Annotated in this window: 13 protein-coding genes; 10 read left to right on the top strand and 3 right to left on the bottom strand. The window is 68.5% G+C overall.

What is annotated here, in order from left to right:
* Window positions 1-1,038 carry a quinone-dependent dihydroorotate dehydrogenase gene (locus E3O18_RS11990; protein WP_134396505.1) on the top strand — a complete coding sequence of 346 codons (1,038 nt, stop codon included), beginning with the start codon at window positions 1-3 and terminating at the stop codon, window positions 1,036-1,038.
* A gap of 42 nt (window positions 1,039-1,080) precedes the next feature.
* Here the strand turns inward: E3O18_RS11990 and E3O18_RS11985 are convergent, their stop codons facing one another.
* Window positions 1,081-2,109, bottom strand: coding sequence for a phosphatase domain-containing protein (locus tag E3O18_RS11985; RefSeq protein ID WP_241976494.1), 1,029 nt, complete (start codon window positions 2,107-2,109; stop codon window positions 1,081-1,083).
* A gap of 204 nt (window positions 2,110-2,313) precedes the next feature.
* Between E3O18_RS11985 and E3O18_RS11980 the strand changes: the two genes are divergently transcribed.
* From E3O18_RS11980 to E3O18_RS11960, 5 genes are all read left to right on the top strand, one after another.
* Complete coding sequence (locus E3O18_RS11980; RefSeq protein WP_241973428.1) at window positions 2,314-2,967, top strand: TetR/AcrR family transcriptional regulator; 654 nt, start codon at window positions 2,314-2,316, stop codon at window positions 2,965-2,967.
* 99 nt (window positions 2,968-3,066) lie between these two features.
* A complete protein-coding gene (locus tag E3O18_RS11975; RefSeq protein WP_134398462.1) occupies window positions 3,067-3,921 on the top strand; it encodes an ATP-binding cassette domain-containing protein in 855 nt (284 codons plus the stop codon).
* Window positions 3,918-4,604, top strand: a complete 687-nt coding sequence (locus E3O18_RS11970) for an ABC transporter permease subunit (RefSeq protein WP_134396508.1) — start codon at window positions 3,918-3,920, stop codon at window positions 4,602-4,604. The genes E3O18_RS11975 and E3O18_RS11970 overlap by 4 nt, the downstream gene beginning before the upstream one ends.
* The gene (locus tag E3O18_RS11965; RefSeq protein WP_134418166.1) at window positions 4,601-5,341 is read left to right on the top strand and encodes an ABC transporter permease; all 741 of its coding nucleotides are present in this window, start codon (window positions 4,601-4,603) and stop codon (window positions 5,339-5,341) included. The genes E3O18_RS11970 and E3O18_RS11965 overlap by 4 nt, the downstream gene beginning before the upstream one ends.
* A complete protein-coding gene (locus E3O18_RS11960; protein WP_134418165.1) occupies window positions 5,341-6,267 on the top strand; it encodes an ABC transporter substrate-binding protein in 927 nt (308 codons plus the stop codon). Before E3O18_RS11965 ends, E3O18_RS11960 begins: the two co-directional genes overlap by 1 nt.
* A gap of 138 nt (window positions 6,268-6,405) precedes the next feature.
* Here the strand turns inward: E3O18_RS11960 and E3O18_RS11955 are convergent, their stop codons facing one another.
* Window positions 6,406-7,344 (bottom strand): M56 family metallopeptidase, encoded by a 939-nt coding sequence (locus tag E3O18_RS11955; protein ID WP_166784922.1) that lies wholly within the window; start codon window positions 7,342-7,344, stop codon window positions 6,406-6,408.
* 61 nt (window positions 7,345-7,405) lie between these two features.
* Window positions 7,406-7,792, bottom strand: coding sequence for a BlaI/MecI/CopY family transcriptional regulator (locus E3O18_RS11950; RefSeq protein WP_134396515.1), 387 nt, complete (start codon window positions 7,790-7,792; stop codon window positions 7,406-7,408).
* A gap of 97 nt (window positions 7,793-7,889) precedes the next feature.
* Here E3O18_RS11950 and E3O18_RS11945 point away from each other — a divergent pair, with 97 nt between their 5' ends.
* Genes E3O18_RS11945 through cydC form a run of 4 tightly spaced genes read left to right on the top strand, consistent with a single transcriptional unit; the run spans window position 7,890 to window position 13,749 of the window.
* Complete coding sequence (locus tag E3O18_RS11945) at window positions 7,890-9,302, top strand: cytochrome ubiquinol oxidase subunit I (protein ID WP_134396517.1); 1,413 nt, start codon at window positions 7,890-7,892, stop codon at window positions 9,300-9,302.
* 9 nt (window positions 9,303-9,311) lie between these two features.
* Entirely contained in the window at window positions 9,312-10,328 is a 1,017-nt protein-coding gene (cydB, locus tag E3O18_RS11940; RefSeq protein WP_134396519.1) for a cytochrome d ubiquinol oxidase subunit II, read from the top strand.
* Window positions 10,329-10,334: 6 nt separating this feature from the next.
* Window positions 10,335-11,999, top strand: a complete 1,665-nt coding sequence (cydD, locus tag E3O18_RS11935; RefSeq protein WP_134396521.1) for a thiol reductant ABC exporter subunit CydD — start codon at window positions 10,335-10,337, stop codon at window positions 11,997-11,999.
* Window positions 11,992-13,749 (top strand): thiol reductant ABC exporter subunit CydC, encoded by a 1,758-nt coding sequence (cydC, locus tag E3O18_RS11930; RefSeq protein WP_134418164.1) that lies wholly within the window; start codon window positions 11,992-11,994, stop codon window positions 13,747-13,749. Before cydD ends, cydC begins: the two co-directional genes overlap by 8 nt.
* The last annotated feature ends 36 nt before the right edge of the window (window positions 13,750-13,785 follow it).

The following is a 13,785-nucleotide window of genomic DNA, read 5'->3' as shown; positions in this document are numbered from 1 at the left end:
GTGTACCCGCTGATCTTCTCGCTGTTCCTGACCCGCCTCGACCCCGAACGAGCCCATCACCTCGCCTTCACCGTGATCCGGGCGCTGCCCGCGTTCGGTGTCGGCCGGGTCGTGCACCGCTTAACGCGCCCGCGCACCGACCTCGGTGTCCAGACCCTGGGTCTGCGATTCCAGTCGCCGTTCGGTGTGGCCGCCGGCTTCGACAAAGACGGTGAAGCCGTGCTCGGGCTCGGCCAGCTCGGGTTCGGGCACGTGGAGGTCGGCACCATCACCGCCGTTCCCCAGCCCGGCAACCCGAAACCGCGCCTGTTTCGCTTGATCCCCGATCGCGCGGTCGTCAACCGGATGGGCTTCAACAACGCCGGTGCCCGCGCCGCCCGGGTGCGCCTCGCGCACGTTCGCTCCGCTGCCGGTCGCCCGGTCCTCGGCATCAACATCGGCAAGAGCCGCGTCACCGCGGTCGAGGACGCCACCGCCGACTACCTGGTCAGTGCCGCGCTGCTCGCGCCCCTGGCTGACTATCTCGTCGTGAACGTCAGCTCGCCCAACACGCCCGGGCTACGCGGACTGCAGGAACTCGACCAACTCGCCCCGCTGCTTCGGGCGGTCAAGACCGAGGCCGGCGCCACGCCCCTGCTGGTGAAAATCGCCCCCGACCTCGCCGATGATGAAGTGACCCGGATCGCCGAACTCGTGGTGGAGTTGGGTCTCGACGGCATCATCGCCACGAACACCACGATTGCCCGCGCCGGACTGAAAACGGATGCCGCAACCGTCGAGGCTGCCGGCGCCGGCGGTCTCTCCGGTGCCCCACTCCAGGCGCGGTCCCTGGCCGTGCTGCGCGTGATCCGGGCCGCTGTGCCCCGGGAGCTGTGCGTGATCTCGGTCGGCGGTGTAGAGACCGCGAACGACGTGGCCGAGCGCCTCGCCGCGGGTGCGACGCTCGTTCAGGGCTACACCGGGTTCCTCTATCGAGGGCCGCTCTGGGCTCGCCAGATCAACCGTGGCCTCGACCGCATCCTCGCCGCAGAACTGTAGCCAACGGAGACAGGCCGCCGAGCCCAAAACACGCCGTCGCGCCTAGATCAGAGCGCTGTCCGCGAGCTGCCGGGCGAGGGCCGAGCCGTCCGGCCCGTACACCCAGCGGGGATCGCGGGGCGCGGGCGCGGCATCCTTCGCCCGGCGACCGGCCAGAACGGCCTGGCTGGGGGAGAGCTGGCGGATCGCGACGGCCTCGACATTGTCGGGGAAGTCTCGCTGGAACTCGCTGTAGATGGCCTCATCGTGCTGGCCGTCGTCGCCGAACAGAATCCAGCGGATCTCCGGGAATTCCTGGGCCAGACGGCGCAGGTTGGCCCGCTTGTGGTCCTGGCCGCTCCGGAACCAGCGGTCGTGGGTGGGACCCCAGTCAGTGAGCAGGAGAGCCCCCGACGGGTACAGGTTGCGGTTCAGGAACCGGGTCAGGGTCGGGGCGACGTTCCAGGCCCCGGTCGACAGGTAGATCATCGGGGCGCCCTCGTTGACCGCGGCGAGGCGGTCGAGGAGGACCGCCATGCCCGGCGTGGGAACTCGGGCGTGCTCGTCGAGCACGAAGGTGTTCCAGGCGGCGAGCAGCGGGCGGGGAAGGGTGGTCACCATGACCGTGTCATCGACGTCGGAGAGGATCCCGCGGCGTACCGTCGGGGCCACGATGAAGAGCGGGGCCTCGACCGGCGCTGCCGTGTCGTCGGTGTGCAGCCGGGCCATCTGCCAGCCCGGGGTGAGCGTGACCGGAATGACGGTGTCGACCACGCCCCCGCGGTCGGCCTGCACCCGGTGGGAGAAGCCGTTGATCTCGATGGTCACCGTCACGTCGTTGACCGGAACGCTGGTGAAGCTGTGCCAGCCGCGAATTCCGGCCTCGCGGCGGTCGGCGTGCCAGTGGCGGCGTGCCAGCTTGGAGCCGGGCTTGGCCGGTTTGGCCAGAAGCACCCGGCACAGGATGCGCACCCACTCGGTCGAGCCGTAGCCGGCATAGGGGATGACCGTGGGCAGGTAGCCGCGTTTGCGGGCGTGGCGTTCGCGCTTGAAGTGCAGCCAGTCCTCGATGCGGGCTGCGCGATGCATCATCTTCGCTGGCGTGCCCGTGGGCGGGATTCGCGGATATGTCGGCACGTCCCTAGTCTGGCATGCGCAGGACGCTACCCGGCATCGAAGTCGGGTCGCCCGGACATCCGAGGGATATTTCTGCCCAGTCGGGCGAGACACGCCGTCACGTCCCACCGCGGGGCACATTGCCGCCTAGTATTAGTGAATTACTCTCAAGGAGGACAAGTGTCACTCAGTGACCTTTTCGGTGGGGATCCTTTTGTGCCGGCCCAGCAGGCCCGCATCGAGCCGATCCAACAGCGCAGCACGGCACGACTGTCCGGTCTGCTCGACGCCGCCGCGGTTGTCGTGGACGAGGTCGGGTTCGACCGCATCACGACCGCCATGGTGGCCGAGCGCGCAGGCGCGTCGATCGGGACTGTGTACCGGTACTACCCCGATCGCGTCGCGGTGCTGCAGGCGCTGCGCGAGCGCGCGGTGCTGCGATTCCGGAGCCGAGTTGCGGAGCAGCTGAAGACGAACGCTCCCCAGGGCTGGTGGCAGGCCGTCGACGTGGCCATCACGGCCTTCGTCGACCTGTACCGCTCTGAGCCGGGGTTTCGCATCATGCATTTCGACGACCGGCAGGGTGTGCCTGTCGTCGAAGCCCCCGACGCGGGATACTTCGCCCGCCGGGTGGCCGGCATGCTGGTCGAGGAGTTCGGCCTCGAGGGCGGCGACGAACTGATCTTCCGGCTCGAGGTCGCCGTCGAGATGGGCGACTCGATCCTGTCGCGGGCGTTCCGCTCCGACCCGCAGGGCGATGAGCGGTTCATCGAAGAGTGCCGCGTGGTCACGCATGACTACCTCGCCGGATACTACGGGCCGAGCGTTCGCTAGGAATTCCGCGATCCGTTGGCTCGCGGCGCCGTGTGATGGTTGGGTGGTGTACCTGCGTCCCGCGTTGTGTCGACTTCGGTCGAGAAATGAGCCATTTTCATGATCGAGTTCCGCTCGGTGAGCAAGCAGTTCCCGGACGGCACACTTGCCGTTGACGATTTCAGCCTGACGCTCCCGTCGCACCAGACGACGGTGCTCGTCGGCTCATCCGGCTCGGGCAAGACCACCCTGCTGCGCATGATCAATCGGATGGTTGACCCGAGCCGCGGCACGATCGAGATCGACGGGGCCGACATCGCCCAGCTCGAGCCGGTGCCACTGCGGCGCGGCATCGGCTATGTGATGCAAAACTCCGGCTTGCTCCCGCACCGCACGGTGATCGACAACGTCGCGACCGTTCCGTTGCTGCGCGGGGTGCCGAGAAAGAAGGCCCGCGCCGACGCCCTCACCCTGCTTGACACGGTGGGCCTGGACCAGACCCTGGCGGACCGGTACCCCAGCCAGCTCTCCGGCGGGCAGCAGCAGCGGGTCGGGGTGGCGCGCGGGCTCGCGGTCAACCCAAACATTCTGCTGATGGACGAGCCGTTCGGCGCCGTCGACCCGATCGTGAGGGCCGAGCTCCAGCAAGAACTGATCCGGCTGCAGAGCGAGCTCGGCAAAACGGTCGTGTTCGTCACCCACGATATCGAGGAGGCGTTCCTCCTCGGTGACCAGGTCGTCATCCTGCGTGACGGCGGACGGATCGCCCAGGTGGGGGCGCCGGCCGAGATCCTGGCGAACCCGGCCGACGACTTCGTGGCCAGCTTCGTCGGAGCGGATCGCGGCAAGCGTGCCCTGCATCTAGAACGCCGCGGCGACTCCGACCTGCTGCTCGACAGTGAGGGCCGCCTGGCCGGTGTGCTCGTGGCGCCGGGGAAGACCGCGCACTCCCCGGATTCCCAGGCTCCGCGGTGACCTGGATCTGGTCGAATCTCGACCTGCTCTGGGATCGCACCCTGGACCACCTGATCCTCAGCGTGCCGCCGATCCTTCTCAGCTTCCTGATCGCCGTGCCGCTGGGCTGGCTCGCGAACCGGTACCGTGCCGGCCGCGGCGTGATCCTGACGGCCAGTGGGCTGCTCTACGCCATCCCGTCCCTGCCGCTGTTCTTCGTGATCCCGGCCATCGTCGGCACCAGCCTTCGCTCGCCGCTCAATCTGATCATCGCCCTGACGATCTACGGCGTCGCGTTGATGGTACGCGTGGTGGCCGACGGGCTGGCATCCGTGGACCAGGATGTGCGCCAGTCCGCTGTCGCCGTGGGGTATTCCGGCTGGAGCATCTTCTGGCAGGTTGAGCTGCCGCTGGCCGGGCCGGTGCTCCTGGCCGGCCTGCGGGTCGTGGCCGTCAGCACGGTCAGCCTCGCCACGGTGGGGGCCGTGATTGGCGCGCAGAGCCTCGGCAGCCTGTTCACGGATGGCTTTCAGCGCGGTATCCAGGCCGAAATCATCGCCGGAATCGTGCTGACCGTGGCGCTGGCGCTGCTGCTGGACGGCTCCCTCGTGCTGCTCGGGTGGGTTCTGCTGCCCTGGACCCGCCTGGCGGCGACCGACCGGAGGGCCGTCCGGGTGGCCCGGCTCACGGAGGCGTCAGCATGAACCTGTTCGTTGACGCGGTGAACTGGATCCTCGACCCGGCCAATTTCGCCGGGCCGGGCGGCATTCCGGCGCGGACGATCGAACACCTGGTGTTCACCCTCGTGGCGGTCCTGATGGCCTCCGTGATCGCGATTCCGGTTGGTTTCCTGATCGGGCATACGGGTCGGGGACGTAGCTTCGCTGTGGCCACCTCCGGCGGGCTGCGGGCCATTCCGACCCTCGGCCTGTTGACCCTGGTCGCGCTGTGGGTCGGGATTGGGCTCGGTGCGCCGTACGTCGCGCTCACGGTCCTGGCGATCCCGCCGATCCTCGCGGGTGCCTACGCCGGCTTCGAGGCCATTGACCGGTCCGTCATCGACTCCGCCCGGTCGGTCGGGATGTCGGAGAGCCAGATCGTGGGCACGGTCGAGATCCCCTTGGGGTTGCCGTTGCTGATCGCGGGCATCCGTTCGGCCACCCTGCAGGTCGTCGCCACGGCGACCCTGGCTGCCTATGTGGCGGATATCGGCCTCGGCCGGTTCCTGTTCGCCGGGTTGAAAACCCGCGACTACGCGGAGATGCTGGGCGGGTCACTGCTCGTGATCCTGGTTGCCCTCGTCCTCGAGGGAATATTCACTGTTGTTCAGCGACTTGTCGTTCCCAGAGGCGTCGCGTCCGGACGTCCCCCAGTCGACCGTGGCAGGTCAGCCCGACCTGTCCCGGGGATGGATCCCGCCATCACGAAAGGAACCCACTAATGTTCACAGCTCACAGAGGCCGGCTCGCGGCTGTCGCCGCGGTCGCGGTTGGGGCCGTCGTAGCCCTTGCAGGGTGTGCGTCCGGTGACCCGCTGGACAGCGGAAGTAACGCCGACGAGGGGTCCACCACCCTGGTCGTCGGTTCGCAGGACTACTACTCGAACGAGATCATCGCCGAAATCTACGCCCTGGCGTTGGAGGGGAACGGCTTCACGGTCGACCGCCAGTTCAAGATCGGTCAGCGCGAGGTCTACCTGCCCGAGATCGAATCCGGTGCCATCGACGTCTTCCCCGAGTACACCGGCAGCCTGCTGCAGGCCCTGAATGCGGATGCCGCCGGAGGCACCGCCGACGAGACCTACGCGCAGCTGCAGGACGAGCTGCCCGAGGGGCTGAGCGTGCTCGACATGGCCTCGGCCACGGACCAGAACTCCTGGACCGTCACGCAGGCCTTCGCCGACGAGTACAGCCTGACCGACATCGCGTCGCTCGCCGATGTCACCGAGCCGATCACCGTCGGCGGACCGTCCGAACTCCAGACCCGCCCCTACGGACCGACGACCCTGACAGAGAAGTACGGCATCCCCATCGCCGGCTTCACGCCCATTGAGGATGGTGGCGGCCCGCTCACGATCAAAGCTCTCGTCGACAACGACATTCAGATCACGAACGTCTACACGGCCAGCCCGAACATCAAGTCGGACAGCCTCGTCGCCCTCGACGACCCGGACGGCCTGTTCTTCGCGGACAACGTCGTGCCCGTGGTGTCCGACAAGGTCGGCGGGAAGGCCGCCGACGTGCTCAACGCCGTCAGTGCCGCTCTGACCGCCGAGGACCTGGTGGGCCTCAACTCCGAGAGCGTGAACGACCAGCTCTCGGCCGAGAAAATCGCTGCCGCTTGGCTCGAACAAGCGAACCTCTTCTAGGCACCAGCTGACTCGGGCACTGCCTGACCAATTCGACGGAGATTCTGCGCCTACGGGCCGGTTTTGGAGCAAAACGGGCTCTGGGGCCGAGAATCTCCGTCGAATTCGTCAGGGGCAGGGGCAGGGGCAGTCGCGGGCTCAGGCGAGGGAGAGGAGCAGCGTCGGCAGCAACAGGAGTGCCCCGGCGCCGGCCGCGACGAAAAGCACGGCGGAGGGCGTCAGCGGCGCCGGTGGGGTGATCAGGCGGCGAACGCGGGGTGTCACCAGGTCGAACGGATGGTCCGGGCCGTCGGCGAGTTCGACATCCGTTCCCAGCGGGTCCACCTGGTGTGCCGACCCGACCAGTGCGATCGCGGTGGCCAACGTTCGGTCGTCCACCACCCGCCGGGCCTGGTCGTCGGCGAGCATCTCGACCAGCAGGGCGACCGCGTTCTCGGCGCGGTTCGCGATCGGGAACCACGGCAATGCGCTGTGCCAGGACTTGAAGGCGAGCAGCACGAGGTGGTGCTGCTGCACCAGGTGGGCGCGCTCGTGTGCGATCACCGCGCGCAACTGGTCGGCATTCAGCAATTGCAGAAGGCCGCGAGAAAGCACGGTCGCCGACCGGGTCGCGCCGGGCAGGCAGTACGCGACCGGGGCGTCGTGTTCGATCACACGCGTGCCGGAATGGTTCGGCAGAGGGTCGCTGAGTAGTCCGATCAGGTGCCGGTGCCTGCGGTGCTGGCGCCCCGCGCGGGAGAAGGTCGCGGCGAGGTTGAGCAGCAGATGGCTGCCGAGGATCAGCGCCGCGCACAGCAGGAGTACCGAGCCGAACGACGTGCCGGCCGGCAGTGTGCCGGTGAAGAGATGGCCCGCCAGTGCGCGGATGCCCTCGAACAGGTTCTCGCCGAACGGGATCAGCCCGAAGCTGAGCAGCGAGCCGAGCATCGAGAGCCCTCCGGCCAGGGCGATGGACTGCCACAACACTAGGGCGACCGCGGGGGAGCGGGCCGGCCAGCCGGCGGTGGCAAGCCAGATCGGGACCGGACCGGCGAGCAGCACGGCCACGATCAGAAGCGCTACGGCCGTGACGAACACGACTCGGCCGCTCCGACGCGTGCTGATTGGAGCAGGGACTGGAGTGGGGACTGGATGCCGGTCACTCGCGACCGAGAGGTGCGGTGCCGAGGAGCAGGCGCAAAACGTCGGCCTCCTGAGGGGTGACATCCCCGATGAACCGGGCGAGGGCCGCCTGCCGGTCGGGAGCAGAGCCGAGCACCTCGTGCATCAGCTCCGCGGTATGTTCCGCCCGGGTCGACACGGCCCGGTAGCGGTGCGGCCGGGTGTCTCGGTCGCGGGTGACGAAGCCCTTGGTCTCCAGGCGGGAAAGCACCGTGAGCACTGTCGTGGTGGCGAGTGGTGTGCGCCTCGTGGTGGCGGCCGTCGGGGTGAGCAGCCGATCTCGGAGGTCGTTGGCAGGCAGAGGCGTTGCGGTGTCCCACAGGACATCCATCAGCAGCCGTTCCAGCACTCCCAAGCTCCCCATACTGGGGAGTCTAGCGGGCGGCAATCAACTCTTCTACGTCTCGTAGAAGAGTAATGTTCTACAGACTGTAGAAAAACCCGATGACGCTGGAGGGCGCATGAACGAGTGGCTGGATCCGTTACTCCTGTCGAGATGGCAATTCGGTCTGACTACCGTCTACCACTTCCTCTTCGTACCGCTCACGATCGGGCTGGCGTTCACGGTCGCCCTTTTCCAGACCGCCTGGGTGCGCACCGACAAGGCCAAGTACCTCCAACTGACCCACTTCTTCGGCAAGATCTTCCTGATCAACTTCGCCATGGGCGTCGTTACCGGAATCGTGCAGGAGTTCCAGTTCGGAATGAACTGGTCGGACTACTCCCGCTTCGTTGGTGACGTCTTCGGCGCCCCGCTCGCCTTCGAGGGCATCATCGCCTTCTTCCTGGAGGCCACGTTCATCGGACTGTGGATCTTCGGCTGGGACAAGCTGCCCCGCGGCCTGCACCTCGCCACCATCTGGCTGACCACGGCCGGTTCGATCGCCTCGGCCTACTTCATCCTCGCGGCGAACGCGTTCATGCAAAACCCGATCGCGTTCCGCATCAACGAGGAGCGCGGCCGGGCCGAGCTCACCAGTATCGGCGAGCTTCTGACCAACCCGATCGCTGTGGCCTCCTTCCCACACACGATCTTCGCCTGCTTCATGGTGTCGTCGGGGCTCGTCATCTCGGTGGCCGCCTGGCACCTGCTGCGCAAGCAGCACGTGGAATCCATGCGTCCCGCGCTCAAGCTGGGCATGTGGATGATGGTTGTCTCCGGAGCGCTCACCACCTTCTTCGGCGACTCGCTGAGCCTGGCCATGACCGCGGCCCAGCCCATGAAGATGGCGGCGGCCGAGGCGATGTACAAGACAGCGACGGGCGCCGAGGCATCCTTCTCGATCTTCACCCTCGGCACCCCCGACGGCGTCAGCGAACTGTTCTCGATTCGTATCCCATACCTTTTGTCGTTCCTGTCGACCCACACCCTCAACGGCACGGTCGAAGGCATCGACAACCTGCAGGCGCAGTATGTGACCCTGTACGGCCCCGGCGACTACACCCCGACCATCTGGATCACCTACTGGGCCTTCCGCTGGATGATCGGTCTCGGCATCGCCCACATCCTGGTTGCCGTCGTCGGCCTCTGGCTGACCCGCGGCGGGCGCAGCCCCCAGGCCAGCTGGGTCTGGAAGATCGCCATCTGGAGCTTCCCGTTCTCGCTTCTCGCCATGAGCGTCGGCTGGATCTTCACCGAGATGGGCCGGCAGCCCTGGCTGGTGTTCGGACTCCTGCGCACCCAGGACGGCGTGTCACCCAATGTCAGCGGCGTCGAGATCCTGATCTCGCTGATCGCCTTCACGCTGATCTACGGCGCCCTCGCCGTCGTCGAATTCAAGTTGATCCTGCAGGCCGTGCGGACGGGACCTGCCTCACTGGCGGAACCCGACCCGGTGTCCGGCAAGGTCACGCCACAGGTCACGGTCTACTAGGAGCGCATGATGGATCTCAACATTCTCTGGTTCTGGATCATCGGTGCACTCTTCATCGGCTACTTCGTTCTGGACGGCTTCGACTTCGGCGTCGGCATGTCGCTGCCCTTCCTGGGCACGGACGACCTCGACCGCCGGGTCATCATCAACACCATCGGGCCGATCTGGGACCTCAACGAAACCTGGCTGATCGTGGCCGGTGCAGCACTGTTCGCCGCTTTCCCGGAGTGGTACGCCACCCTGTTCAGCGGGTTCTACCTGGCCCTGCTGGTGATCCTGCTTGCCCTCATCCTGCGCGGGGTGTCATTCGAATACCGGCACCAACGCCCGGAAGCGGCCTGGAAGAAACGCTTCGACCTCATGATCGTGATCGGGTCCGCCGTTCCCGCCCTGCTCTGGGGCGTCGCCTTCTCCAACATCGTGCAGGGCGTTCCACTGGACGCCGGCCACAACTACATCGGCTCCTTCTTCGACCTGCTCAACCCCTACGCCCTCCTCGGCGGTCTCACCACGCTGCTTCTGTTCTTCACCCACGGCGTGGTGTTCATCTCCCTCAAGACCGAGGGGGACATCCGTCAGCGCGCTCAGAAGCTCGCCGTCAAGGCCGGGGTCGCCACCATCGTGATAGCCGCCTCATTCCTGGTCTGGACTACCCTCGCCTTCGGCAGCCTGGCCACCGGCGCCTTCGCCGCCCTCGCCGCGGTCGCCCTGATCGGGGCGTTCCTGGCGAACCTGCGGGGCGCCGAAGGCTGGGCCTTCACGCTGATGGCCGCGACGATCGCCCTCGCGGTGCTGACGCTCTTCGCGTCCCTGTTCCCCGACGTGATGCCGGCGAGCAACGGTGCAGCCAACAGCCTGACCATCGAGAACGCCTCCTCGACGCCGTACACACTGCAGGTGATGAGCTGGACCGCCCTGTTCGCCATGCCCGTCATCTTCCTATACCAGGGCTGGACCTACTGGGTTCTGCGCAAGCGGGTCAGCCGCGCGACCGTGTCGGCCGACGTAGAGTCCGCCGTACACTGAACTTAAATGCGCCCCTTCGATCCTCGGCTCCTCCGCTACGCGTCAGCCGCTCGGTGGTTCCTGTCGGTGGGTGCCCTGCTCGGACTGGCGCAGACCGTCACGGTCATCGCGTTCTCCTGGCTGCTGAGCCAGAGCATCACCCTCGCGTTAACCGGGGCCTCTCCGAATTCGCTGGCCTTCACCATGGCCGCCCTTGCGGGCGTGATCGTGGTGCGGGCGGCGCTGGCGTGGCTCCTCGAGGTGGCCGCCACCCGCGGGGCAGCCCAGGTCAAGAGTCAGCTGCGCCGCCAGGTGCTCGACCGCGTCGCCGAGCGCGGCCCGGATTGGCTCAGCGGCCGGGCCAGCGCCGGTGTCTCCACCCTGGCCACCCAGGGGCTGGACGCGCTGGACAACTACTTCGCCCGCTACCTGCCCCAGCTTTTGCTGGCGGCGATCAGCACGCCCCTGCTGATCCTGGTGATGCTCTGGCAGGACCTGCCCAGCGGCATCACAGTCATCGTCGTGCTGCCATTCATCCCCGTCTTCATGGTGCTGATCGGCCAGGCCACCCAGTCCGTGCAGCGGCAGCAATGGGAGTCCCTGCAGCGGCTGTCGACGGGGTTCCTCGACCTCGTCGGCGGGCTCGGCACGCTTAAGATCTACGGTCGGGAGCGACGCCAGTTCGCCCGGGTGCGCACCATCACCGAGGACTACCGCGCCCGCACCATGAAGGTGCTGCGGGTCTCCTTCCTCAGCGGGTTCGTGCTCGAACTGGCGGCCAGCCTGTCGGTGGCCCTCGTCGCCGTTTCCATCGGGCTGCGCCTGGTCGACGGAAGCCTCGCCCTCGGCGTCGGCCTGTTCGTGCTGCTGCTGGCCCCGGAGGCTTTTCTCCCCGTACGGCAGGTCGGCACCCAGTTCCACGCCGCGGCCGACGGTCTGGCGGCCGCCGAGGAGGTCTTCGCCATTCTCGACGACGGTGCCGGGCTCCGGGACGCGGCGATCCCGGCTGCCTCGACTGTCCCGTCTGGCGCGCCCACCGGAGCGGGCCCCGCGGATACCGGCACGCTCCGATTCGAGCACGTCACGATCCAGCGGGGCACGGATGCCCCCGTGCACGACTTCAGCGCCGTCTTCCGCCCCGGCGAACTCACCGTGGTCGTGGGCCCGAGCGGCACCGGAAAATCCACGCTGGTGGCCGCACTGCAGGGATTCGTCCCCTTCGACGGGCGGATCCTGCTGAACGGTGCGGAGCAGACCCCGGGCACACCGCGCCCGTGGCTGGCGTGGGCCGGGCAACGGCCGGGACTGTTCCAGGGAACGATCGCCGACAATCTCGCGCTCGGTGACGCGTCCGTCGATCGGGACACCGTGGCCCGGTCGCTGGAGTGCGCCGGAGTGGGCGATCTGGAGCCGGCCACCATGCTCGGCATCGCCGGCGAGGGACTCTCCGGCGGACAGGCCCAGCGGGTCGCAGCGGCCCGCGCCATCTACCGCGCCGAGAGCCACGACTGCGCCGTGGTCGTTCTCGACGAGCCCAGTTCGGCGCTGGACGAGGCGGCGGAGGCCTCCCTCGTCGCTGGCCTGCGCCGGCTCACGACCGAGGGGCGGATCGTGATCGTGGTCAGCCACCGGCCCGCGCTGCGGGACGCCGCCGACCAGATCGTTGCCCTGAACGAGGTGGCCCATGTCTGATTCCCGACCCAGCGCGAGCGGGAGCGCGAGCAGGATCGCCGGCCCCCGGCCGGCCGGCCGGGCCGAGGTGCGCGCCGTGCTGCGCCTGGCCCAGCCGATCGCCCGCCGGTTCGCCCCCGGCCTGGCCGCGGGCGTGCTGAGCGCGGTCTTCGCGGTGGCCCTCCTGGCGTCGTCGGCGTGGCTGATCACCCGAGCCGCCGAGCAACCGCCGGTCATGTTCCTTTCAATGGCGGTCGTCGGGGTGCGTGCGTTCGCCCTCGGCCGGTCTGCGTTCCGCTACCTCGAGCGTCTGGCCAGCCACGACGCCGCATTCCGCCAGCTGGCTGACCTGCGCGTGGGCATCTTCTCCCGGATCCTGCCGCTCTCCCCGGCCGGCCTCGGAGGCACGAGCCGCGGCGACCTGCTCAGTCGCCTCGTGCGCGACGTCGACGACCTGCAGGACTTCCCGCTGCGGGTGGTGCAGCCTCTGGCCACGGCGGGGATCCTCGTGAGCGTGAGCGTGGTCGGGGTCTGGCTGGTTCTCCCCGCCGCCGGTGTCACGCTGGCGCTGGCGCTCCTCGTTGCCGGTCTGCTCGCCACCGTCACCTCCAGTGCGCTGTCCGCCCGGTCGGAACGCCAGCTTGCACCCCTCCGCGGAGCCCTCGCCGGCGAGGTGCTCGAGGTGGTGGAGAACCTCGACGTGCTGAGCGCCTTCGGGGCCCTCGACGCCCGCCTGGCCACCCTTGCGGCGGCCGACGACCGGCTGCGCCGGGCCTCCCTGCGCCGGTCGCTGGGCGTGGGCGTGCAGGGAGCCGTGCTGTCACTGTTCGCGGGTCTGGCGACGGTCGCCGCGCTCCGGGTCGGCATTCCGGCCCTCTCCGGGCCGGCTGGCCTCAGCGGACCGGGCTTCGTTGTGGTCGTGCTCGTGCCCATGGCGGTGTTCGAGGTGTTCGGAATGATCCCGCTCGCGCTCGGCGTCTGGCGCCAGGTGCGCTCCAGCGCCGCGCGGGTGGCGACGGCGGTGCCGACCAGCGTCCCCGCGGAGATCCCGGCGGAGTCGGTGACCGAGCCGACGGATGCGCCGGCGGATGCGATGTCCACCACGAGCGTCAGCGCCCGCCCGGTGCTCGAACTCACCGACGTGGGTGCCCGCTGGCCCGGTTCCGCTACCCCGGCGGTCACGGGCATCACCCTGCGCCTGGCGCCGGGAGACCGTGTGCACCTGGCAGGGCCGAGCGGCGCCGGCAAGACCACCCTGGCCCAGACCCTGGTGCGCTTCCTCGACTACACGGGCTCGTACCGGCTCGACGGCGTCGAGGCGCGCACGCTGGCCCCGGCCGAGGTGCGCCGCCGGGTGGGACTGTGCGAACAGCGTCCCTGGCTCTTCGACGACAGCATCCGTCAGAACCTGCTCTTCGCCCGCGCGACGGCCACCGACGACGATCTCGAGGCCGTGCTCGCCCGGGTCGGGCTGGGGGAGTGGGCCGCCCAGCGGGGGGGCCTCGACGCCCGGGTCGGCGAGCGGGGTGCCCTGGTCTCTGGCGGTCAGGCCCAGCGAATCGCGCTGGCGCGCGCGTTGCTGGCGGATTTCCCGGTGCTCATCGTCGACGAACCTACCGCCAACGTCGACGAGGCGCAGGGCGACATGCTCGTGCGGGACATCCTGGTCACGGCCGCGGAGGACGGCCGTGCGGTGCTGCTCATCTCGCACACGCCGGTGCCGGACGACCTGATCACCGCGAGGGTCGTCGTGCCCGGCCCTGCCGGCTGAACCCGACAGCCGAACGAGGGGTCGCCCGACCGAACG

Source organism: Cryobacterium sp. TMT2-42-4, assembly GCF_004402645.1.
Taxonomy (GTDB): Bacteria; Actinomycetota; Actinomycetes; order Actinomycetales; family Microbacteriaceae; genus Cryobacterium; species Cryobacterium sandaracinum.
Note: the sequence above shows the minus strand (reverse complement) of the source record. Positions and strands in the feature narration are given on the sequence as shown.